This window comes from Streptomyces sp. JH002 (assembly GCF_050916115.1).
In the GTDB taxonomy this organism is placed as follows: domain Bacteria; phylum Actinomycetota; class Actinomycetes; order Streptomycetales; family Streptomycetaceae; genus Streptomyces; species Streptomyces xiamenensis.
This window is the reverse complement of the sequence record NZ_CP087989.1, coordinates 4,595,754-4,617,503: the sequence shown is the minus strand read 5'-3', so window position 1 is coordinate 4,617,503 and position 21,750 is coordinate 4,595,754. Positions and strand designations below refer to the sequence as shown.

The window sequence follows — 21,750 nt, the reverse complement described above, 5'->3', positions numbered from 1 at the left end:
TAACGCCTTTCTCAGGAACGGCCGTTGAAGGCGTCCTTCAGCCGCGAGAAGAGTCCCTGCTGCCCCGGCTGAAACTGACCGAGCGGCCGCTCCTCACCCCGGAGCTTCGCCAGCCGCCGCAGCAGCTCCTCCTGCTCGGGGTCGAGCTTCGACGGAGTCTGCACCTCGACATGGACCACCAGATCACCGCGCCCGTTGCTGCGCAGATGCGTCACACCCCGGCCGTGCAGCGGGATCGACTGGCCGGACTGCGTCCCGGGCCGGATGTCGACCTCCTCCGTGCCGTCCAGCGTCTCCAGCGGCACCTTGGTGCCGAGCGACGCCGCCGTCATCGGGATGGTGACCGTGCAGTGCAGATCGTCACCGCGCCGCTGGAAGACCGGATGCGCGCTCTCGCGGATCTCCACGTACAGGTCGCCGGCCGGTCCGCCACCGGGGCCGACCTCGCCCTCGCCCGCCAGCTGGATGCGGGTGCCGTTGTCGACACCGGCCGGGATCTTCACCGTGAGCGTACGCCGCGACCGTACCCGGCCGTCGCCCGCGCACTCGGGGCACGGGGTCGGGACGACCGTGCCGAAGCCCTGGCACTGCGGGCACGGCCGCGAGGTCATGACCTGCCCCAGGAAGGAGCGGGTGACCTGCGAGACCTCGCCCCGGCCCCGGCACATGTCACACGTCTGCGCGGAGGTACCGGGCGCGGCGCCCTCACCGTTGCACGTGTTGCACACGGTGGCGGTGTCGACCTGGATCTCCTTGGTCGTGCCGAAGGCCGCCTCCTTGAGGTCGATCTCCAGCCGGATCATGGCGTCCTGGCCGCGCCGGGTGCGCGACTTCGGGCCCCGCTGCTGGGCGGTGCCGAAGAAGGCGTCCATGATGTCCGAGAAGTTCCCGAACCCGGCCGCCCCGCCGAATCCCGCAGCGCCCGCCCCGCCGCCGGGACCCATCGGGTCCCCGCCGAGGTCGTACATCTGTTTCTTCTGCGGGTCGGAGAGCACCTCGTAGGCGGTGTTGATCTCCTTGAACCGCTCCTGGGTCTTGGGGTCCGGATTCACATCCGGGTGCAGCTCCCTCGCCAGTCTGCGGAAGGCCTTCTTGATCTCGTCCTGTGAGGCATCACGCTGCACGCCCAGGATCGCGTAGTAGTCCGTCGCCACCTAATTCTCCGCGAGGATCTGTCCGACGTACCGTGCCACTGCGCGCACCGCTCCCATCGTTCCGGGGTAGTCCATGCGGGTCGGTCCGACCACGCCGAGTTTCGCGACCGCCTCGTTACCGGAACCGTAGCCGACCGCCACGACCGATGTGGAGGTCAGCCCCTCATGAGCGTTCTCATGCCCGATGCGGACGGTCATACCCGTGTCCTTGGCCTCGCCGAGCAGCCGGAGCAGCACCACGTGCTCCTCCAGCGCCTCCAGCACCGGCCGGATCGTCAGCGGGAAGTCCTGGCCGAACCGGGTCAGATTGGCGGTGCCGCCGATGACCAGCCGTTCCTCGGTCTCCTCGACCAGGGTTTCCAGCAGGGTGGACAGCACCGTGGACACCGTGCCCCGGTCCTCACTGTCGAAGGACTCGGGCAGGTCCTGCACCAGCCGGGGCACCTCGGCGAAGCGCTCGCCCACGATCCGGCTGTTCAGCCGGGCCCGCAGATCGGCCAGCGAGGTCTCCCCGAACGGCGCCGGGCAGTCCACCATGCGCTGCTCGACCCGCCCGGTGTCGGTGATCAGCACCAGCATCACCCGGGCCGGGGCCAGCGAGAGCAGTTCGACGTGCCGCACCGTGGAGCGGCTCAGCGAGGGGTACTGCACCACGGCGACCTGCCGGGTGAGCGTGGCCAGCAGCCGCACCGTACGGCCCACGACGTCGTCGAGGTCGACGGCGCCCTCCAGGAAGCTGGAGATGGCGCGCCGCTCGGCGGTGGTCAGCGGCTTGACGTCGGCGAGCTTGTCGACGAACAGCCGGTAGCCCTTGTCGGTGGGCACCCGTCCGGCGCTGGTGTGGGGCTGGGCGATGTAGCCCTCCTCCTCCAGCGCCGCCATGTCGTTGCGCACCGTCGCCGGGGACACCTGGAGGTTGTGCCGCTCCGTCAGCGCCTTGGAACCCACCGGCTCCTCGGTGCCGACATAGTCCTGGACGATGGCCCGCAGCACTTCCAGTCTGCGTTCACTGAGCATGCAGCGACACCTCCCGTCCGGCCGCATTCCCGTCAGTACCGTCCTGGCACTCATCCACTCCGAGTGCCAATCCCTGGACCAGTGTACGGCCGGGTAGCAAGGCCAGGGAAAGCGCGACCGCCCGACGGTATCGCGGGAGGAGCCCCGTAAGGCAGAGCATGCCCCGCTCCGTGACGTTAACTTCGCACTGTGGAGACCTCTTGGGAAGAGCTTGCCCCGGGCGTACTGCGGATCCGGCTGCCCGGCTGGGACGAGACGGTGGGCGCGATCGCGGGCGCGCGCGGGGTGCTGCTGGTGGACGCGGGCCCCTCCCCGGACGCGGCCGGGGCGATCCGGGCGGAGCTGCGCGGCCTGCTGGGACTGCCGGTGCGCTGGGTGGTGCTGACCCATCCGCACTTCGATCACGTCCTCGGGGCCGGCGGTTACCCCGGGGCACGGGTGTACGGGGAGCTGGGCGATCCGGCGGAGCTGGCGGCGGACGCGGTACGGCACGGGATGCCGGAGGCGGAGGCGGCGAAGGGCGCGGCGGCGCTGGCGGGGGTACGGGCCCAGCCGGTGGAATCGCGGCTCTCTCTGTACCTGGGGGGCGGGCGCACCGTGTCGGTGGCGCGGCTGGGCCCCGCGCACACCCCCCACGACGTGGTGGTGAAGGTGGACGACATCGTCTTCTGCGGCGACCTGGTCGAGGAGTCGGGCGAGCCGCAGGCCGGGCCCGACGCCGACCCGGCCGCCTGGCCCGCCGCGCTGGACCGGCTGCTGGAGCTGGGCGGCCCGCGGGCCCGCTACGTCCCGGGGCACGGCGCGGTGGTGGACGCCGCGTTCGTACGCGCCCAGCGCGCCTTTCTCGCCGCACGCGCCGGGGCACAATGACGGCCATGCGCAGCAGAGAGTACGGCCCCGACCTGACCCCGCCGTGGAAGCGGTCCGCCCCCGTGCCCGAGGTGCCGGCCGAGCCCGGTCTCGTGGTGGAGGAGGCCGGCACCGGGTACTGCGGGGCGGTGATCCGCTGCGAGAAGACGGCGCAGGGTCCGACGGTGACGCTGGAGGACCGGTTCGGCAAGCGGCGGGTGTTCCCGCTGGAACCGCGCGGCTTCCTGCTGGAGGGCAATCCGGTGACGCTGACCCTGCCCAGGCCGGCCGGCTCCCGTCCCCCGTCGGGGCCGGCGCGGACCGCCTCCGGCTCGGTGGCGGTCCCCGGGGCACGGGCCCGGGTGGCGCGCGCCGGGCGCATCTATGTGGAGGGGCGCCACGACGCGGAGCTGGTGGAGAAGGTCTGGGGCGATGACCTGCGGATCGAGGGGGTGGTCGTCGAGTATCTGGAGGGCATCGACGACCTCCCGGCGATCGTGAAGGAGTTCGGGCCGAGTGCCGACGCCCGGCTCGGGGTGCTGGTGGACCATCTGGTGCCGGGGTCCAAGGAGTCCCGGATCGCGGCCGGGGTGACGGACCCGAACGTGCTGATCGTGGGCCACCCGTTCATCGACATCTGGGAGGCGGTCAAGCCGTCCTCGGTGGGCATCGCCGCCTGGCCGCGGGTGCCGCGCGGCCAGGACTGGAAGACGGGGGTGTGCCGCGCCCTGGGCTGGCCGGCCAACACCGGCGCCGCCTGGCAGCACATCCTGGGGAAGGTGCACAGCTTCCGCGACCTGGACCCCACCCTGCTGGGCCCGGTGGAACACCTGATCGACCACGTCACGGTGGGCGGCCCGGTGCCCTGAGCACGGATGCCGGACAATGGAGGGCATGCCCTCCGTCCTGCCCGATGGCGAGCCCGTCCCCGAGGACGGCTCGCTGCCCGCCGCCGCCCTGACCGGGGCCGCCGGCCGGCCGCTCGCGTTCTACCTGCACGTGCCGTACTGCGCCACCCGCTGCGGCTACTGCGACTTCAACACCTACACGGCCGCCGAGCTGCGCGGCGCGGACGGGGCGATCGCCTCCCGGGAGAACTACGCGGCGACCCTCGCCGAGGAGATCCGGCTGGCCCGCAAGGTACTGGGCGACGACCCGCGCCCGGTGTCGACGGTCTTCGTCGGCGGCGGCACCCCCACCCTGCTGCCGGCCGCCGATCTCGGCGCGATGCTGGGCGCCGTGCGCGAGGAGTTCGGACTGGCGCCGGACGCCGAGGTGACCACCGAGGCCAACCCGGACTCGGTGGACCCCGCCTACCTGGCGGAACTGCGCGCGGCCGGCTTCAACCGGATCTCCTTCGGCATGCAGAGCGCCAGCCCCCACGTGCTGAACATCCTGGAGCGCACCCACACCCCGGGCCGCCCCGAGGCGTGCGTGGCCGAGGCCCGCGCCGCCGGGTTCGCGCACGTCAATCTCGACCTGATCTACGGCACCCCCGGCGAGTCCGACGCGGACTGGCGCGGCACGCTGGAGGCGGCGGTGGCAGCCGGGCCCGACCACGTCTCGGCGTACTCGCTCATCGTCGAGGAGGGCACCCGCCTCGCCGGGCGGGTGCGGCGCGGCGAGATCCCGATGACGGACGACGACGTGCACGCGGACCGCTACCTGATCGCCGAGGAGACCCTGTCGGCGGCCGGATTCGGCTGGTACGAGGTGTCCAACTGGGCCACCTCACAGGCCGCGCGCTGCCGGCACAACGAGCTGTACTGGACCGGCGCCGACTGGTGGGGCGCCGGGCCCGGCGCCCACAGCCACGTGGGCGGGGTCCGCTGGTGGAACGTGAAGCACCCCGCCGCGTACACCCGGGCGCTGGCCGCCGGCCGCTCCCCCGGTGCCGGGCGCGAGCTGCTGTCGGCGGAGGACCGGCGCGTGGAGCGCATCCTGCTGGAGCTGCGCATGGTCGCCGGCTGCGAGCTGACGCTGCTGCGCGAGGCCGGAACGGCGGCGGCCGCCCGCGCGCTGGCGGACGGCCTCCTTGACCCGGCGGCCCACGACGCCGGGCGGGCGGCCCTCACCCTCAAGGGCCGCCTGCTGGCCGACGCACTGGTCCGCGACCTGATCGACTGACGCACCGCCTCGCGGCGCCCCGCGCCTCAGGTGCGCGGGGCGTACATCTCGTCGATCAGTTCCTTGTACTCGCCCTCGACGACCGGCCGCTTCATCTTCAGGCTCGGCGTCAGCTCCCCGTGCTCCACATCGAGGTCGCGGGGCAGCAGCCGGAACTGCCGGATGGTCTGCCAGCGCTGGAGGCCCTCGTTGAGCTGCCCCACGTACCCGTCGATCAGCTCACGGGTGCGCGGGTCGGCCATGACCTGGGCGTACGTCCTGCCGGCCATGCCGTTCTCGGCCGCCCAGCCCAGGATCATCGCCTCGTCCAGGCCGATCAGCGCGGAGCAGAACTTCCGGTCCGCGCCGATGACGAGCACGTTGGAGACGTAGGGACAGACCGCCTTGAAGCGCCCCTCGATCTCGGTGGGCGCCACGTACTTGCCGACCGAGGTCTTGAACAGGTCCTTCTTGCGGTCGGTGATCTTCAGATAGCCGTCGTCGGACAGCTCACCGATGTCCCCGGTGTGGAACCAGCCGTCCTCCTCCAGGACCTCCGCGGTCAGCTCCGGCTTCCCGTGGTAGCCCTCCATGATCCCCGGGCCGCGCAGCAGGATCTCGCCGTCCTCCTCCGCGATGCGCACCTCGCAGCCGGGCAGCGCCTTGCCGACCGTCCCGGTGCGGTAGCCGATCTCGGGGTTCACGAAGCTCGCCGCGGCGGACTCGGTCAGCCCGTAGCCCTCCAGGATGTGGATCCCGGCGCCGGAGAAGAAGTAGCCGATGTCGGGGGCCAGCGCGGCCGAGCCCGAGACCGTACCGCGCAGGTTGCCGCCCATGGCGGTGCGCAGCTTCGCGTAGACGAGGGTGTCGGCCACCTTGTGCCGGGCCGACAGGGCGAAGGGCACGGACGCGGAGCCGGTGCGCCGGTAGTTCTCCTGCGAGACCTTCGCGTACTCCACGGCCGTGCGCGCCGCCCACTCGAAGATCTTCAGCTTGGCGGCGCCACCCGCGCGCGCCTTGGCCTGCGCACCGTTGTAGACGCGCTCGAAGATGCGGGGCACGGCGGCCATGTAGGTGGGCCGGACCACCGGCAGGTTCTCCACGATCTTGTCGGCGCGGCCGTCCACCGCGCTGACGTGGCCGACCTTCACATGGGCCGAGATCAGCACCTTGCCGAAGATGTGCGCCAGCGGCAGCCACAGGTACTGCACGTCGTCGGAGCGCAGCAGGTTGATGGCCTCGATCGCGTACCCCATGTACGACCAGGTGTCCTGCCGGAGCCGGACGCCCTTGGGTCTGCCGGTGGTGCCCGAGGTGTAGATGAGGGTGGCCAGTTGCTCGGGGCGCAGCGCGGCCACGGCCTCCTTGACGGCCTCGGGGTGCTTGTCGAGGTAGGCGGCGCCGCGCTCGGCGAGGTCCGACAGGGAGAGCACCCAGCCCTCGGGGTCGCCCTCGGCGGGCACCGCGTCGGCGTCCTCGATCACCACGACGTGTTCGAGGGCGCCCAGCTCGGCGCGGCGCTCGCGCGCCTTGGCCAGCTGCTCGGCGTCCTCCGCGATCAGGATCCGGCTGCCGGAGTCGGCGAGGATGTACGCGGTCTCGTCGGCGTTGGTCTGGGTGTAGATGGTGGTGGTGGCCGCCCCGGCGCACATCACGCCCAGGTCGGACAGGATCCAGTCCACGCGGGTGGTGGAGGCGATGGCGACGCGCTCCTGCGGGCGCACCCCGAGGTCCATCAGCCCGGCGGAGATGGCGAAGACCCGTTCGGCGGCCTGGGCCCAGGTGTAGGAGGCCCAGTCGGCCGGTCCGGTGCCGGAGGCCGGCGGGACGGGGTAGCGGTACGCCTCCCGGTCCGGGGTGGCGGCCACACGGTCGAGGAACAGCTGCGCCAGGGACGGTGGACGGTTCTCGATCGACTGGTGCTGCTGCTCGCTCACGGCTTCCTCCGGTCCCGAGCCCATGCGGGCGACACATGGGTGACTGATGAGTAACTCATGGGTAACTTGGGACGATCAGATTACGGGCCAACCCTCCCGGGCGTAAGGCCCGTAACGCCCACACCTCGCTTTACTTCTTGTTCTTCCCGTCGGCGCCGCCCGCGCCGTCGGAGTCGGAGGACAGCGCGGCGATGAAGGCGTCCTGCGGGACCTCCACCCGGCCCACCATCTTCATGCGCTTCTTGCCCTCCTTCTGCTTCTCCAGCAGCTTGCGCTTGCGCGAGATGTCACCGCCGTAGCACTTGGAGAGCACGTCCTTGCGGATCGCGCGCACCGTCTCGCGGGCGATCACGCGCGAGCCGATGGCGGCCTGGATGGGCACCTCGAACTGCTGGCGCGGGATGAGCTCGCGCAGCTTGGAGGCCATCTTGACGCCGTACGCGTACGCCTTGTCCTTGTGCACGATCGCCGAGAACGCGTCGACCGGGTCGCCGTGCAGCAGGATGTCGACCTTCACCAGCTGGGAGGGCTGCTCCCCGGTGGGCTCGTAGTCCAGCGAGGCGTAGCCGCGGGTCTTGGACTTCAGCGCGTCGAAGAAGTCGAAGACGATCTCGGCCAGCGGGAGGGTGTAGCGCAGTTCGACCCGGTCCTCGGAGAGGTAGTCCATGCCCTGCATCGCACCGCGCCGGCTCTGGCACAGCTCCATGATCGCGCCGACGAACTCGTTCGGGGCGATGAGGGTGGCGCGGACCACCGGCTCGCGCACCTCGGCGACCTTGCCGGTGGGGTACTCGCTGGGGTTGGTGACCGTGTGCTGCGAGCCGTCCTCCATGGTCACCTGGTAGACGACGCTGGGGGCGGTCGCGATCAGGGAGAGATCGAACTCGCGCTCCAGGCGCTCGCGGATGACCTCCAGGTGCAGCAGTCCCAGGAAGCCGACCCGGAAGCCGAAGCCCAGGGCGGCGGAGGTTTCCGGCTCGTACACCAGGGCGGCGTCGTTCAGCTGGAGCTTGTCGAGGGCGTCGCGCAGATCGGGGTAGTCGGAGCCGTCCAGCGGATACAGCCCGGAGAACACCATCGGCTTCGGCTCCTTGAAGCCGCCCAGCGCCTCGGTGGCCCCGCCGCGCTGCTGGGTGACGGTGTCGCCGACCTTCGACTGGCGGACGTCCTTCACGCCGGTGATGAGGTAGCCGACCTCGCCGACCGCGAGCCCGTCGGAGGCGGTCATCTCCGGCGAGTTGGCGCCGATCTCCAGCAGTTCGTGGGTGGCGCCGGTGGACATCATGGCGATGCGCTCACGCTTGCCGAGCCGGCCGTCGACGACCTTGACGTAGGTGACGACGCCCCGGTACGCGTCGTACACCGAGTCGAAGATCATCGCGCGGGCCGGGGCGTCGAGCTGCCCGACGGGGGCGGGCACCTGGCGCACCACCTCGTCCAGCAGTTCGGTCACCCCCTCGCCGGTCTTGGCGGAGACCTTCAGCACGTCGGAGGGCTCGCAGCCGATGAGATGGGCCAGCTCGGCGGCGAACTTCTCGGGCTGGGCGGCCGGCAGGTCAATCTTGTTGAGCACCGGGATGATGGTGAGGTCGTTCTCCATCGCCAGGTAGAGGTTGGCGAGAGTCTGCGCCTCGATGCCCTGGGCGGCGTCCACCAGCAGGACACAGCCCTCGCAGGCGGCCAGGGAACGGGAGACCTCGTAGGTGAAGTCCACGTGCCCCGGGGTGTCGATCATGTTCAGCACGTGCGAGGTGCCGCCGGTGTTCTCCGAACTCCAGGGCATCCGGACGGCCTGTGATTTGATCGTGATGCCGCGCTCGCGCTCGATGTCCATCCGGTCGAGGTACTGGGCGCGCATCTGCCGCTGCTCGACGACCCCGGTCAGCTGTAGCATCCGGTCGGCGAGCGTCGACTTGCCGTGGTCGATATGGGCGATGATGCAGAAGTTGCGGATCAGTGCCGAATCCGTGTTACCGGGCAGATGCACGTACTCTGACCTGCACTTTCTTCAATGTCTCGGTGATGTCGTGGTGCTCTTGGCGCCCTGCGGGAGCCGCGCGCGGTGACCGCCGCGGCGCGGGGGGCCGGGCCATTGGTGCTTCGGCCGGCCCGGAGGCAGCCCATGGAAGCCTACGGGACCGTACGGGGGCGCTGGTAAGCTGGCCCACTGTGTCTGCTGGCGGACCCGGCGGACACGGAAAGCACATCAAAACCTGTAGCGAATCTGTAGAGGCTCCTTCGTGGCGAACATCAAGTCCCAGATCAAGCGGATCACGACCAACGAGAAGGCGCGGCTGCGCAACAAGGCGGTCAAGTCCGAGCTGAAGACCGCCGTCCGCGCCGCCCGTGAGGCCGTCGCCACCGGCGACGTCGAGAAGGCGGAGGCCTCGTACAAGGTCGCCTCCCGCAAGCTCGACAAGGCCGTCAGCAAGGGCGTGCTGCACAAGAACAACGCGGCCAACAAGAAGTCCGCGCTGGCCACCCAGGTCAACGCGCTCAAGGGCTGACCTCTTCACCTCTCCGCTTCTCGTACGTCCCACCGGCTCCCGGGCAAGGCGGCCCCTCTCTCCGCCCCGGACGGTCCCGAGCGCCGCGTTGTCCAACGTTCGCCACGCGGACGCGGCGCCCGACGTACGGCCTGTACGGCACATGTACAGCAGCAGCGTTCCGAAGGCCCTGGATCCTCCCCTTCCCCGGGAACGGTCTGGGGCCTTCGGCATGGAGGCGGTAGGTTACCGCTCATGTCCATACCGGGGGGCTCGCCCCATCCCTACACGCAGCCGCAGCAGCCGAACCCGTACGGCGCGGGGTACTCCCCGTATCCGCCGCCGCCCGCTCCGGCGCCGGGTGGCGGGAGCGGTGGCGTCCCCGGCTGGCTGTGGGGGATCGGCGGCGCGCTCCTCGCCTCGGCCGCCTGGGGCGGTGTGCTGTTCGCCACCGGCGCGCTCGGCGGCGACGACAAGCCCGATCCGGCCGGCCACGCCTTCACCGACGACCTGTGCGCGGCGGCGGACATCTCGGCCTTCGAGGACGACTACGAGCTGGACTCCGAGCCGCTGGCCCGCTCCTTCGACGGCGACACGCTCGCGATCGGGACGTGCGACTTCACCCTCGCCCCGATCGGCGACGACGACTACAACTCCGCGTACGTCACCTACGACGCGAGCTGGCACCGGGGAAGCGATCCCGCGCCCGAGTTCGCCGACTCCTACCGGTTCTTCGAGCAGTACGGCGACGACGGCTTCGCGTACACCGTGGAGGAGCTGTCGGGGCTCGGCGAGGAGGCGTACCTCGTCACCCGCACCAATGACGCGGACGAACTCGACTGGGTGATCCTGGCCGTGCGGGACGGCTGGTTCCAGGCCAGCGTGACCTGGAACGCCTACCTGGACACCCCGGAGTACGCGGAGCTGGTGGACCCCCGCCGGGTCACCGGGATGCTGCGCTCCGCCACCGAGAGCACGCTGGCCGCGCTCAAGGAGTAGGCCGTCCGCGGTGGATCTTCGCGGGGCCGCGCTTCCCCCGGCCCCCGGCCGGGGAACGGCCTGCTCCACGGAGATCGACAGGGAACAGGCCCGGGCGGAACGGACCGCGGCCCGGGACCGGGGCCCGGACCCGGCGCTCAGCGGGTGCGGGCCGCCCTGGCGATGGTCACGACGGCCTTCTCCAGGGCGTAACCGGGGTCCTGGCCACCCCCCTTGACAGCGGCGTCCGCCTCGGCGACCGCGCGCAGCGCGACCCCGACCCCGTCCGCCGACCAGCCGCGCATCTGCTGCCGCACCCGGTCGATCTTCCACGGCGGCATGCCCAGTTCGCGGGCCAGATCGCCGGGCCGCATGCCGCCGGGGGCCGAGGCCAGCTTGCCGATCGCGCGCACCCCCTGGGCCAGCGCGCTGGTCACCAGGACCGGCGCCACCCCGGTGGACAGCGCCCAGCGCAGCGCCTCCAGCGCGTCGGCCGCCCGCCCCTCCACCGCCCGGTCGGCGACGGTGAAGCTGGACGCCTCGGCCCGGCCGGTGTAGTAGCGGGCCACCACCGCCTCGTCGATGGCCCCCTCCACGTCGGCGGTCAACTGGGCGACCGCCGAGGCTAGTTCGCGCAGGTCACTGCCGATGGCGTCCACCAGTGCCTGGCAGGCGCCGGGGGTGGCGCTGCGACCGGCGGACCGGAACTCCCCGCGCACGAAGGTCAACCGGTCGGCCGGCTTGGTCATCTTCGGGCACAGCACCTCCCGCGCCCCGGCCTTGCGCGCGGCGTCCAGCAGCCCCTTGCCCTTGGCCCCACCGGCGTGCAGCAGCACGAGGGTGATCTCCTCGGCGGGGTCGGCGAGATAGGACTTCAGTTCCTTGACCGAATCCGCGCCCAGATCCTGCGCCCCCCGCACGACGATCACCTTGCGCTCGGAGAACAGCGAAGGGCTGGTCAGCTCGGCCAGGGTGCCGGGCTGCAACTCGCCGGGCGCCAGGTCCCGCACGTCGGTGTCGGGGTCCACCGCCCTGGCGGCGGCGGTGATCTCCCGCACGGCGCGGTCCAGCAGCAGCTCCTCCTGCCCCACGGCGAGCGTGAGGGCGGCGAGCGGGTCGTCTGCGGTGTTCTGCGTCTTCCTGGCCATCGCCCCCAGCATCCCACGCGCCACTGACACGGACGGGCGGCGACAATGGGCCGGTGACCGAAGCGACCACCCTGATCCTGGTACTGCCCGACCGCGACGCGGCCGAGGAGGTGGCGGGCGAACTGATCGAACACTTCCCGCTGCCGAGCGAACCCCGGCTGGTGCGGGAGGCCCTGGCCGGCGAGGACGACGCGGAGGACGCCCAGTGGCTGGTCGTCCTGGAAGCGGCCCCGGCCACCCTGGACGTGGCGGCGCTCGCCGCGCTGGCGGAGGCGCACGAGGGCTGGCTGGAGCGGTCCTAGGTGTGTTGTTCCGGGACGTTGGTGACACGCGTGTTGGGTGCTTGAACGGGTGACGGCCTTCTGGGTTCGGTGGGGATTGCGAGATCTACCGCCGACTGCAAGGGGCCCTCGTGTCCCGCCGTAATGCCCCGCCGACACCGACAGGACGGCTGCGGCTGGCCCGGTGTGTCGCCGAAGACGGCTGGCCACTACGGCGGGCCGCCGAACGTTTCCAGGTCGGCCACACGACCGCCGCCCGCTGGGCCGGCCGCTACCGGCAGCGGGGCGAGGCCGGGATGCGAGACCGCTCCAGCCGCCCGCACCGCCGGCCCGCCCTGGCCCGGCCGGCTGGCCGGGGACGAGGACGCCTGGGTCGCCACGGCGAGCACCCTGCTGATGGCGACCCGCGCCACCAACCCCACCGCGGTCAACATCGGCCGGAACGGCCGGGCGGTGATCTCGCTGGGCACCACCCGCGACGTGGTCCTGATCGAGGCCGACGCCGAACTCCTCACGAGCGACAAGGTCCCCGAGGCCGAGCACGACGCCTTCGCGGCCAAGCATCATTGGGACCCCCGCGGCTACCCCTCCTGGAGCCACCTGCGCTTCCGCCCCCGCGCCCTGCGCGCCTGGCGCGAGGTCAACGAACTCTCCGCCCGGCTCCTGATGGAGGACGGCGTCTGGCTGACCTGAGCAGTTGACTTCGGAATACATTCCGAAGTATTGTCTGGTGGCATGGCCACTCCCACGGTGTCGTTCTCCGAACTTTCGAAGAATTCGCGGCATGTCGCCGAGACCCTGGACCAGGTCCAGCGCCTGCACGTCACCCGACGGGACGGCGAAGACATGTTTCTCACCACAGCGCGCCACGACCAGCAGCGCGAGGAGACCGCCGAGATCACCGCCCGGCTCATCAGCGCGCTGATGGCCAGTGACGAGGGCAGCCGGGCGGTGCGGCGCGCGCTGCCCACCGTCTTCCCCTGGACCCGCCATCTGTCGGCGGCGGAGAGCCGCGAGTTCGCCACCGAACTCATCGCCGCCACCAGTGATGTCGCCGAACTCGACGTGCACGTCAACCTGCACCGGGTGATCGTGGAGTGGCGCGCCACCGCGCGCATCCTGGCGGACCCGGAGCTGACCGCACAGCTCACCCGCCCCCTGCCCGACGAGGACCACGGCGAGGTGCCTGCCCCGTGACACCCAAGCGCGGCGACGAGGTCGCCCCGCCCGCCATCGGCGACGAATGGCGCTTGAGGTTCGCCACCAACGAGGCCGCGAAGGGCTGAGGCGAGCTGTGCGCCGAGGCCCCGGGAAACTCCCGGCGCTGCTACGAGAGCCTCCGGCTCCGTCCGGCCTCGCATCACGACCCGGATCGCCAGCATCAGTTACGTGGCCGGCTGGCCACCGGTGTGCTGGGAGGCCGGGAACTCCCCCAGTGGGAGTACGAGGTGACCTCTGGCGGCCGGGTCCGCTATCTGGTGGACGAGGACCGCCGCACCGTTCACCTCGTGTACGCCTCCCCCCGGCACCTCAGGGACACCGACCGCGCCGGATGATGCCTTCAGGCCCGGACCGGCCCTCGACCACGGCCAGGGCGCCGTGCAGATCCGTGCGCAGGACCGTCGCGCCGACGGCCTCAAGAGCGTCGAGGGTGGGCGCGGCCGGATGGCCGTAGCCGTTGTCCGCACCGACCGGGACCAGCGCCAGCCGGGGCCGCAGCCGCTCCAGCAGCGGCCCGTACTGTTCGCCCGAACCATGGTGCGCGACCTTGAGCACCGCCACCTCGCCCAGCCCCGGATGCGCGGCGAGCAGCCGCCGTTGGGCCGGCGGCTCCAGGTCGCCCGGCAGCAGAACGGTCAGCCCGCCGGTCCGCACCCGCAGCGTCACGCTCGCGTCGTTGGCCCCGTACCCGTGCTCCGCCGCGTCCGCCGGCGGCCACAGCACCTCCCAGCTCAGCTCCTCCCCCACCGCTGCCCCGGCGCCCTCGGCCACCGGCAGCACCGGAACGCCCTCCTCGGCGGCGGTGCGTGCCACGAACTCCGCCTGGTCGGCGTCCCGCCGTACCGGTGAGGTGTGGATCGCGTCCACCGTGCGGCCCCGCAACACCCCGGGCAGCCCGGCGACATGGTCGGCGTGGAAGTGGCTGAGCACCAGCAGCGGGATGTGCCGCACGCCCAGCTCCCGCAGACAGCGGTCCACCGCCACCGGATCAGGACCCGCGTCCACCACCACAGCGGACCCCGCTCCGGCCGCGAGCACCAGAGCGTCCCCCTGCCCCACGTCGCACACCACCAGCCGCCAGCCCGCCGGCGGCCAGCCACTCAGTGCCCGGGTCAGCCCCTCCACCGGGGCGGGCCGCAGCACCGCCGCCAGCAACAGCAGGGCACAACCGGCCCGCAGCGCCGGCCGCCGCAGGGCCCGGCGCAGCAGCGCCACCACCGCCACGGTGAGCACCCCGAGCAGCGCCGCCCCGGCCCAGCCGCCCGGCCAGGCCAGTTCGGCGCCCGGCAGCCCGGCCCCGGTGCGGGCGATCAGGGCGATCGCCCCGGCGGGCCAGCCCGCCAGCCAGGCCAGCGCCTGGGCGAGGGGCATGGCCACCGGCGCGCACACCAGGGCCGCCCAGCCCGCCACCAGGGCGGGGGCGAAGGCGAGTTCGGCCAGCAGGTTCGCCGGCACCGCCACCAGGCTCATCCGCTCCGTGAAAACGGCGACCACCGGCGCGCACACCGCCTGCGCGGCCCCGGCCGCAGCCAACCCTTCCGCCAGCCGCCCGGGCACTCCGCGCCGCCGCAGGGCCGCGCTCCACCGGGGCGCGAGGACGAGCAGCGCGCCGGTGGCCAGCACCGACAGCAGAAACCCGAAGGAGCGGGCCAGGGTGGGATCATGGAGGATCAGCAGCAGGGCGGCGGCGGCCAGCGCGGGCAGCAGTGAGCGGCGCCGGCCGGTGGCGATGGCGAGCAGCGCGATCCCGCCGCAGACGGCGGCCCGCAGCACGCTGGGGCCCGGTCGGCAGATGAGAACGAACCCCACGAGCAGCCCGCCGCCCAGCACGGCGGTGGTCCGCAGCCCGATCCCCAGCCGCCCGGCCAGACCACCGCGCTCGGCCCGCGCGGCCGTCCCCGCGGGCCCGATCAGGACGAACAGCACAATCGCCAGATGGGCGCCGCTGACGACGATGATGTGCGTCAGGTCGGTCGCCTGGACGGCTTCCCGCAGTTCCGGGGTGATCCGGGAGGCGTCCCCGATGACCAGCGCCGGCACCAGGGCCCGGGCATCGGGCGGCAGACCGTCCGTGGCCTCGCGCAGCGACTGACGCAGCGCTCCGGCGAACCGCTGGGGGCCGCTCGGCGCGGCCGTGAACAGGGGCGGCCCGTCCCCCAGGACTTTCAGCACGGCCGCGAACTCGCTCTCCCGGCCGGGCATCGGCTCACCCGTCCTGGCCTCGACCAGCACGCGGGTGGAGGGCAGCAACGCGGCCCACTCCGCCCGGTGTTCGGCCGCCGGGGCGGCCACCAGCACGACGGGGCCACCGCCTTCCGCCTCCCCCGTCAGCACGATCACCTCCCCCCGTCGGTTCGCGGCCACCTTCGGGTCGCCGCTGATCTCCACCTCGACGGTGGCCCGTTCCCCGATCGACTGCGCGAGCGGGCTGCCCCGTACCGCCGCGCCGTGCAGCGCGGCCACCACCGCCCCGGCTCCGGCCGAGAGCAGTGCCATGGCCACCGCCACCCACACCCCCGAGCGGGAGCACAGCAGCACCGCCAGGGCCAGCCCGACCGCGCCGGCCGCCCCGCCCAGGGCCCACGGCAGCGGCCCGCCGAGGGCGAGCGCGGCGGCCGCCCACGCGGCGACGGCCGGGGCCACCAACCGCAGGTCCGCCGTCCGGTCCCCGCCGTCGCCGCCGGCGGCCGCCAGCGCTCCGGAGGGCAGGAAGCCGCGACGGGAACCTGCCGGTTCCGTCCCGGCCACCTTGCCCACATCCCCCACCGCCGGGGGCTCCCGGCCGTCCTGCCCCGTGGCGGGTGCCTTCCGCGGGGCGGGGAGCTCAGAGGGTGACACGGGATTCCAGATCGCTCAGCCGGCGTTCGCCGATGCCGGAGACGTCGAGCAGTTGGTCGACGGAGCTGAAGCCGCCGTGCTGTTCGCGGTAGCCGATGATGTTGCCGGCGAGGACCGGGCCGACGCCCGGCAGCGTCTGCAACTGCTCCGAGGTGGCGGTGTTGAGACTCACCGGCCCGCCCACCCCGGCAACGGCCGCCGCTCCGTCGGCGGCGAACGGCTCGGGAGTGACACCGACCAGGACCTGTTCGCCGTCGCTCAGTGCCCTGGCCCGGTTGAGACCGTCCGTGTCCGTGCCGGGCAGCACCCCGCCGGCCGCCTCGACCGCGTCCGCCACCCGCGCGTCGGCGGCCAGGGTCTGCAGCCCGGGGCTGCGTACCTCACCCGCCACGTCGACGACGAGCGTGACCGGGTCGCTCTCCTGGCCGGCCGCCTCCCCCGCCCCGGTGTTCTCCCCCAACCCGGCCTCGGGCGCGGCCGGAGACGGCAGGGCGACCAGCTCCGTGCTCGCCGTGACGGTACGCGGCCGGCCGCTCCAGTAGTGGTGCGCGGCGAATCCGGCCGCCACCACCAGCACCACGGCCAGCGCCGCCAGCGTGCGTGGTTCCACGGCGCAGCGGTCCAGCAGGGCCAGCCGTAACCGCACCCGCCACGGCAGCGGTGCCCCGCCCGGCGCCTCCCGTGGCGGCGGCGGATCCGGCTCCGCCGGTGCCCTGGACAGCACCCGGGCGCCCGCCGCCCCGACATCCGGCAGCGGAGGCCCCGCCGTCCCGGTGGCCCGGCTCACCTCCCGGGGGAACAGCTCGCCCGCCCGCCGCCGGGCGCCCGGCGCGTCCGCGTTCGGCGGCCGGCCCGCCCCCGGGCGCCTGCTGGCGGCCGCCCTCTTGCCGCCCCGAATCCCCCTACCGGCCCCGGACCTGCTCGTCTTCCCGCTGTCGATCTCCATGGGCAGGACCGTACGGACATTCCCCCAGCAGCGGGGAACAGCGCCGGATTCTGTGGACAACCCGGCACCTGTGGATAACTCCGTCACTCATGTGAGTGACGACCGCCCGCCCCTCACCCCCACCAGCGCCCATCGGCCCGCCTACTTCGGGGCGACCACAGCCCCCAGCAGCCCCGGCCCGGTGTGCGCACCGATCACCGCGCCCACCTCACTCACCTGCACGTCCTCCACCCCCGGGATCCGCTCCCGCAGCCGCTCGGCGAGCGCCACCGCCCGTTCCTCCGCCGCGAGATGGTGCACCGCGACCTCCACCGGGCCAAGACCCGCGTGACCGACGGCCAGTTCCTCCAGCCGCGCGATCGCCTTCCCCGCCGTGCGGACCTTCTCCAGCGGCTCGATCCGCCCCTCCACCAGCTCCAGCAGCGGCTTCACCGCCAGCGCGGACCCCAGCAGCGCCTGCGCCGCACCGATCCGCCCGCCCCTGCGCAGATGCTCCAGGGTGTCCACGTAGAAGTACGCCCGCGTCGACTGGGCCCGCTTGACCGCCGCCGCCACCGCCTCGTCCGCCGAGCCGCCCGCCTCCGCCGTCTCGGCGGCCGCCAGCACGCTGAACCCCAGCGCCATGGTGGCCATGCCGCTGTCCACCACCCGCACCGGCAGCGGCGCGTCCCGGCCCGCCAGCACCGCCGCGTCGTACGTCCCGGAGATCTCGGCCGACAGGTGCAGCGAGACCACGGCCTCCGCACCCTCCTCGGCCGCCCGCCGATACGCCGCCGCGAACGTCTCGGGGCTGGGCCGGGAGGTGGTCACCGGCAGCCGCTCGCGCAGCGCCCGCTCCAGCCGCCGCGCCGCCTCCGGCGTACCGTCCGGCACGGCTTCGCCGCCCAGCACCACCGTCAGCGGGACGGAGGTGATCGCGTGCCGCGTCAGCTCCGCCGGCGGCAGATAGGCGGTGGAATCGGTGACGATGGCGACAGATCGGGGCATGGTCCGGAGATTAGCGGACGTCCCTACCGGTGCTCCTGCGGCCCCTTGCCACCCTCGACACCGCCCTCGATGCCGGGCTCAGGCTGCGCCGCGGGCGCCCAGTGGCGCAGCGCGCTGGCCTCCACCGCGATCTGCTCGTGCAGCGCGTTCAGCGCGTCCGCGTCGTGCCGGTGCGCCCGTTCCAGGGCCGCCCGCCGCAGCGAGTCGGCCGACCGTACGATGCGCTGGGCCCGCTCCCGCAGCGCGGGCAGCCGGGACGCCACCCACCCCCGGTCCGGGTCGCCCGCCACCAGCGTCTCCAGCTCCCCGTCCAGCTGCCGTGCGTGCCCGTACAGCTGGTCAAGCAGCGCCAGCGACTCGCGCAGCGCCGGATCGTCCGCCGCCCCCGCCCGCAGCACGCCCCGGGTGCCGTCCAGCGCCGAGCGCAGTTCCCTGCGGGTCCGCGCGGCCTCCCCGATCACCCCGGGCTGCACAGCGCGGGCCGCCAGGGTGGCCTCCGAGACCGTGCGGTTCACCTTCTGGCGCAGCTCCCGCCCCGCCCGCTCGGCCCGCCGTTTCACCGACCGCACCGTGCGGACCGCCAGTGCCACGAACACCAGGAAGGTCAGCACCATCACCGCGACAGCGATCTCCATCCCGCCCTCCACACATCCGTGCCACACACAGTCCTGGCCACCAGCCTAGGCGGACCGCCCCCGAATTGGGGACGGGGCCGGACCCGGAAGAAACCCGGATCCCGCCCCGCACCCGTCGCTCAGCCGCTCACGCGGGAACGATGTTCACCAGCTTCGGCGCCCGCACGATCACCTTGCGCACCCCGGCCCCGCCCAGCGCCGCGACGACACCGGGATCGCCCAGTGCCAGCGCCTCCAGCTCGGCGTCGTCGATCCCCGGCGGCACCTCCAGCCGCGCCTTCACCTTCCCCTTCACCTGCACCACGCACGTGACCGTCTCCTCGACCACGTACGCGGGATCGGCGACCGGGAAGTCCGCGTGCGCGACGCTGCCGCCCTCGTGCCCCAGCCGGTGCCACAGCTCCTCGGCGATGTGCGGGGCCAGCGGCGCCGTCAGCAGCACCAGGGTCTCCGCGACCTGGCGCGGAACGGCCCCGCCCCGCTTGGTCACGTAGTTGTTCAGCTCGGTGATCTTGGCGATGGCAGTGTTGAAGCGCAGCCCCTGCAGATCGCGGGTCACCCCGTCGATCGCCCGGTGCACGGCCCGCAGCATGTCCTCGTCCGGCGCGTCCTCCGTCACCGTCACGGCGCCGGTGGTCTCGTCCAGCACGTTGCGCCACAGCCGCTGCAGCAGCCGGTACTGCCCGACGACCGCCCGTGTCTCCCACGGCCGCGAGACGTCCAGCGGCCCCATCGCCATCTCGTACAGGCGCAGCGTGTCCGCGCCGTACTGCGCGGCGATGTCGTCGGGCGAGATGGCGTTCTTCAGCGACTTGCCGATCTTGCCCAGCTCGCGGGTGACCTGCTCGCCGCCCCACCAGTACGTGCCGCCCTCGCGCTCCTCCACCTCGGCGGCGGGCACCGGGAAGCCGCGCGCGTCACGGTAGACGTACGCCTGGATCATGCCCTGGTTGAACAGCTTGTGGTACGGCTCGGCCGAGGACACGTGTCCCAGGTCGAACAGCACCTTGTGCCAGAACCGCGCGTACAGCAGGTGCAGCACCGCGTGCTCGGCTCCGCCGACGTACAGGTCCACGCCCCCGGTGGGCATGCCCTCGCGCGGGCCCATCCAGTAGCGCTCGATCTCCGGGTCCACCAGCCGCTCGCTGTTGTGCGGGTCCAGGTAGCGCAGGTGGTACCAGCAGGAGCCGGCCCAGTTGGGCATGGTGTTGGTCTCGCGCCGGTAGCGCTGCGGGCCGCGCCCGTCCCCCAGGTCCAGGGTGACGTGCACCCACTCCTCGTTGCGGGACAGCGGCGTCTCGGGCTGGGTGTCGGCGTCCTGCGGGTCGAAGGTGCGCGGCGTGTAGTCGTCCACCTCCGGCAGTTCCAGCGGCAGCTGGGAGGCGGGCAGCGCGTGCGCGATGCCGTCCTCGTCGTACACGATGGGGAACGGCTCGCCCCAGTACCGCTGCCGGCTGAACAGCCAGTCACGCAGCCGGTAGTTGACGGTGCCCTCGCCCAGGCCGCGGTCCGCCAGCCACGCCGTGATCGCCGCCTTGGCGTCCTCGACCCCCAGCCCGTCCAGCGACACCTCGGAGGAGGCCGAGTTGATCAGCCGCGCGTCCTTGGCGTTGAACGCGTCGTCCCACTCGGCCGGGTCCGTGCCCCGCCCGTCCGTGGGCTCCACCACGCAGCGCATCGGCAGCTCGAAGGCGCGCGCGAAGGCGAAGTCCCGGCTGTCGTGCGCCGGCACGGCCATGATCGCGCCGGTGCCGTAGCCCATCAGCACGTAGTCGGCGATGAACACGGGAACGCGCTCGCCGTTGACCGGGTTGGTGGCGTACGCGCCGGTGAACACCCCGGTCTTGACCTTGGCGTCCGCCTGCCGCTCCACGTCCGACTTGGCCGCCGCCTGCTTGCGGTACGCGGCCACCGCCGCGCCAGGCGTGGCGTGCCCACCCGTCCACACCGCGTGGGTGCCCTGCGGCCACGCGGCCGGCACGATCGCGTCGACCAGGTGGTGCTCGGGCGCCAGTACCATGTAGGTGGCGCCGAACAGCGTGTCCTGACGCGTCGTGAAGACCGTGACCGCGCCCCCGTCTCCCGGCTCGCCCACCTGGAAGTCGACCCGCGCGCCCTCCGAGCGGCCGATCCAGTTGCGCTGCTGCAGCTTGATCGCCTCGGGCCAGTCCACCGTGTCCAGGTCATCCGCCAGCCGGTCGGCGTAGGCGGTGATCCGCATGTTCCACTGGCGCAGCTTGGACTTGAAGACCGGGAAGTTGCCGCGCTCGGAGCGACCGTCGGCGGTCACCTCCTCGTTGGCCAGCACCGTGCCCAGACCGGGGCACCAGTTGACGGGCGCGTCGGAGGCGTACGCCAGCCGGTACCCGGTCAGCACGTCGGCCCGCTGCGCCGCCGTCAGCTCGCTCCACGGCTGCCCGTCCGGGGTCTGCCGGGTGCCGGCCTCGAACTCGGCGACCAGCTCGGCGATGGGCCGGGCACGGCCGGCGCCGGTGTCGTACCAGGAGTTGAAGATCTGCAGGAAGATCCACTGCGTCCAGCGGTAGTACTCCGGGTCGATGGTGGCGACGGTGCGCCGCTTGTCGTACCCCAGGCCCAGCCGCCGCAGCTGCGCCTCGTACTTCTCGATGTTCGTCTCGGTGGACACCCGCGGGTGGGTGCCGGTCTGCACGGCGTACTGCTCGGCGGGCAGGCCGAACGCGTCGTACCCCAGCGTGTGCAGGACGTTGTGGCCGCTCATCCGCAGGAAGCGGGCGTACACGTCGGTGGCGATGTAGCCCAGCGGATGCCCCACGTGCAGGCCCGCGCCCGAGGGGTACGGAAACATGTCCATGATGAACTTCTTGGGCCGGGCCGCCTGCGCCGGGTCATCCGCCAGGTCGCCCGAGGGGTTGGGCGTGCGGTACGTGCCGTGCTGCTCCCACCAGTCCTGCCAGCGTGCCTCGATGTCCGCTGCCAGGGCGGCGTCGTACTTCTGTGTCTCGCTCATGGTCCTCGAAGCTCCATCGGGTCGTCTCTGCCGCGCCATGAAAAAACCCCTCGCACAGGAGGGGGTCGCCGCGCCGATTCCGGGCCCGGCTCAGCGGCGGGACCGGCGGTGACTCAGCGCGGCCGGCTAAGCAGAAGGCGTACGGCACGCATGGCCTCAGAATACCGCACGGGGACAA

General features: G+C 72.6%; 18 protein-coding genes and 1 pseudogene. 9 read left to right on the top strand and 10 right to left on the bottom strand.

Annotated elements, in window-relative coordinates; translation table 11 throughout:
• Positions 1–11: 11 nt before the first annotated feature.
• Positions 12–1,154, bottom strand: coding sequence for a molecular chaperone DnaJ (gene dnaJ, locus H7827_RS21095; protein ID WP_200367190.1), 1,143 nt, complete (start codon positions 1,152–1,154; stop codon positions 12–14).
• Positions 1,155–2,171: a heat-inducible transcriptional repressor HrcA gene (gene hrcA, locus H7827_RS21090; protein ID WP_030725787.1), complete on the bottom strand. Its 1,017-nt coding sequence runs from the start codon at positions 2,169–2,171 to the stop codon at positions 1,155–1,157.
• Between the two features lie 189 nt (positions 2,172–2,360).
• Between hrcA and H7827_RS21085 the strand changes: the two genes are divergently transcribed.
• From H7827_RS21085 to hemW, 3 genes are read left to right on the top strand one after another with little or no spacing between them, the layout of a single operon-like run.
• Complete coding sequence (locus tag H7827_RS21085; RefSeq protein ID WP_432746935.1) at positions 2,361–3,041, top strand: MBL fold metallo-hydrolase; 681 nt, start codon at positions 2,361–2,363, stop codon at positions 3,039–3,041.
• 5 nt (positions 3,042–3,046) lie between these two features.
• On the top strand, positions 3,047–3,889 hold the full coding sequence (locus H7827_RS21080) for a DUF3097 domain-containing protein (RefSeq protein WP_386536173.1): 843 nt from the start codon (positions 3,047–3,049) through the stop codon (positions 3,887–3,889).
• 16 nt (positions 3,890–3,905) lie between these two features.
• Positions 3,906–5,147: a radical SAM family heme chaperone HemW gene (hemW, locus tag H7827_RS21075; protein WP_432746934.1), complete on the top strand. Its 1,242-nt coding sequence runs from the start codon at positions 3,906–3,908 to the stop codon at positions 5,145–5,147.
• Between the two features lie 26 nt (positions 5,148–5,173).
• Here the strand turns inward: hemW and H7827_RS21070 are convergent, their stop codons facing one another.
• Positions 5,174–7,087, bottom strand: coding sequence for an AMP-dependent synthetase/ligase (locus H7827_RS21070; protein WP_386536178.1), 1,914 nt, complete (start codon positions 7,085–7,087; stop codon positions 5,174–5,176).
• A gap of 106 nt (positions 7,088–7,193) precedes the next feature.
• Positions 7,194–9,050: a translation elongation factor 4 gene (lepA, locus tag H7827_RS21065; RefSeq protein WP_386536181.1), complete on the bottom strand. Its 1,857-nt coding sequence runs from the start codon at positions 9,048–9,050 to the stop codon at positions 7,194–7,196.
• A gap of 253 nt (positions 9,051–9,303) precedes the next feature.
• Between lepA and rpsT the strand changes: the two genes are divergently transcribed.
• The gene (gene rpsT, locus H7827_RS21060; protein WP_262832801.1) at positions 9,304–9,570 is read left to right on the top strand and encodes a 30S ribosomal protein S20; all 267 of its coding nucleotides are present in this window, start codon (positions 9,304–9,306) and stop codon (positions 9,568–9,570) included.
• A gap of 234 nt (positions 9,571–9,804) precedes the next feature.
• Positions 9,805–10,548 carry a hypothetical protein gene (locus tag H7827_RS21055; RefSeq protein WP_432746933.1) on the top strand — a complete coding sequence of 248 codons (744 nt, stop codon included), beginning with the start codon at positions 9,805–9,807 and terminating at the stop codon, positions 10,546–10,548.
• A 137-nt stretch (positions 10,549–10,685) separates the two neighbouring features.
• Here H7827_RS21055 and holA read toward each other — a convergent pair whose 3' ends face one another.
• Positions 10,686–11,675 carry a DNA polymerase III subunit delta gene (holA, locus tag H7827_RS21050; RefSeq protein WP_386536187.1) on the bottom strand — a complete coding sequence of 330 codons (990 nt, stop codon included), beginning with the start codon at positions 11,673–11,675 and terminating at the stop codon, positions 10,686–10,688.
• Positions 11,676–11,749: 74 nt separating this feature from the next.
• Here holA and H7827_RS21045 point away from each other — a divergent pair, with 74 nt between their 5' ends.
• The 4 genes and pseudogenes from H7827_RS21045 (at position 11,750) to H7827_RS21030 (ending at position 13,153) form a co-directional block, all read left to right on the top strand.
• Positions 11,750–11,977 (top strand): hypothetical protein, encoded by a 228-nt coding sequence (locus H7827_RS21045; RefSeq protein ID WP_432748018.1) that lies wholly within the window; start codon positions 11,750–11,752, stop codon positions 11,975–11,977.
• Positions 11,978–12,087: 110 nt separating this feature from the next.
• Positions 12,088–12,288, top strand: a pseudogene (locus H7827_RS21040) (helix-turn-helix domain-containing protein); the annotation flags it as partial.
• Between the two features lie 64 nt (positions 12,289–12,352).
• On the top strand, positions 12,353–12,649 hold the full coding sequence (locus tag H7827_RS21035) for a pyridoxamine 5'-phosphate oxidase family protein (protein WP_432746932.1): 297 nt from the start codon (positions 12,353–12,355) through the stop codon (positions 12,647–12,649).
• A 42-nt stretch (positions 12,650–12,691) separates the two neighbouring features.
• The gene (locus H7827_RS21030; protein WP_432746931.1) at positions 12,692–13,153 is read left to right on the top strand and encodes a prevent-host-death family protein; all 462 of its coding nucleotides are present in this window, start codon (positions 12,692–12,694) and stop codon (positions 13,151–13,153) included.
• 333 nt (positions 13,154–13,486) lie between these two features.
• Here H7827_RS21030 and H7827_RS21025 read toward each other — a convergent pair whose 3' ends face one another.
• From H7827_RS21025 to leuS, 5 genes are all read right to left on the bottom strand, one after another.
• Positions 13,487–16,015: a ComEC/Rec2 family competence protein gene (locus H7827_RS21025; RefSeq protein WP_432746930.1), complete on the bottom strand. Its 2,529-nt coding sequence runs from the start codon at positions 16,013–16,015 to the stop codon at positions 13,487–13,489.
• Positions 16,002–16,961, bottom strand: coding sequence for a ComEA family DNA-binding protein (locus tag H7827_RS21020; RefSeq protein WP_432746929.1), 960 nt, complete (start codon positions 16,959–16,961; stop codon positions 16,002–16,004). The genes H7827_RS21025 and H7827_RS21020 overlap by 14 nt, the downstream gene beginning before the upstream one ends.
• Positions 16,962–17,102: 141 nt before the next feature.
• Positions 17,103–17,948: a DegV family protein gene (locus H7827_RS21015; RefSeq protein WP_386536199.1), complete on the bottom strand. Its 846-nt coding sequence runs from the start codon at positions 17,946–17,948 to the stop codon at positions 17,103–17,105.
• 23 nt (positions 17,949–17,971) lie between these two features.
• Positions 17,972–18,583 (bottom strand): hypothetical protein, encoded by a 612-nt coding sequence (locus H7827_RS21010; RefSeq protein ID WP_432746928.1) that lies wholly within the window; start codon positions 18,581–18,583, stop codon positions 17,972–17,974.
• A 127-nt stretch (positions 18,584–18,710) separates the two neighbouring features.
• A complete protein-coding gene (gene leuS / locus H7827_RS21005) occupies positions 18,711–21,572 on the bottom strand; it encodes a leucine--tRNA ligase (RefSeq protein ID WP_432746927.1) in 2,862 nt (953 codons plus the stop codon).
• Positions 21,573–21,750: the final 178 nt, after the last annotated feature.

What these genes read in the sequence shown, in the direction of transcription:
- H7827_RS21055 (WP_432746933.1), top strand. Translation starts at nt 9,805, where the DNA reads ATGTCCATACCGGGGGGCTCGCCCCATCCCTACACGCAGCCGCAGCAG.
- H7827_RS21015 (WP_386536199.1), bottom strand. Translation starts at nt 17,948, where the DNA reads ATGCCCCGATCTGTCGCCATCGTCACCGATTCCACCGCCTATCTGCCG.
- H7827_RS21035 (WP_432746932.1), top strand. Translation starts at nt 12,353, where the DNA reads ATGGCGACCCGCGCCACCAACCCCACCGCGGTCAACATCGGCCGGAAC.
- H7827_RS21010 (WP_432746928.1), bottom strand. Translation starts at nt 18,583, where the DNA reads ATGGAGATCGCTGTCGCGGTGATGGTGCTGACCTTCCTGGTGTTCGTG.
- holA (WP_386536187.1), bottom strand. Translation starts at nt 11,675, where the DNA reads ATGGCCAGGAAGACGCAGAACACCGCAGACGACCCGCTCGCCGCCCTC.
- H7827_RS21080 (WP_386536173.1), top strand. Translation starts at nt 3,047, where the DNA reads ATGCGCAGCAGAGAGTACGGCCCCGACCTGACCCCGCCGTGGAAGCGG.
- H7827_RS21030 (WP_432746931.1), top strand. Translation starts at nt 12,692, where the DNA reads ATGGCCACTCCCACGGTGTCGTTCTCCGAACTTTCGAAGAATTCGCGG.
- leuS (WP_432746927.1), bottom strand. Translation starts at nt 21,572, where the DNA reads ATGAGCGAGACACAGAAGTACGACGCCGCCCTGGCAGCGGACATCGAG.
- hrcA (WP_030725787.1), bottom strand. Translation starts at nt 2,171, where the DNA reads ATGCTCAGTGAACGCAGACTGGAAGTGCTGCGGGCCATCGTCCAGGAC.
- hemW (WP_432746934.1), top strand. Translation starts at nt 3,906, where the DNA reads ATGGAGGGCATGCCCTCCGTCCTGCCCGATGGCGAGCCCGTCCCCGAG.
- H7827_RS21070 (WP_386536178.1), bottom strand. Translation starts at nt 7,087, where the DNA reads ATGGGCTCGGGACCGGAGGAAGCCGTGAGCGAGCAGCAGCACCAGTCG.
- H7827_RS21020 (WP_432746929.1), bottom strand. Translation starts at nt 16,961, where the DNA reads ATGGAGATCGACAGCGGGAAGACGAGCAGGTCCGGGGCCGGTAGGGGG.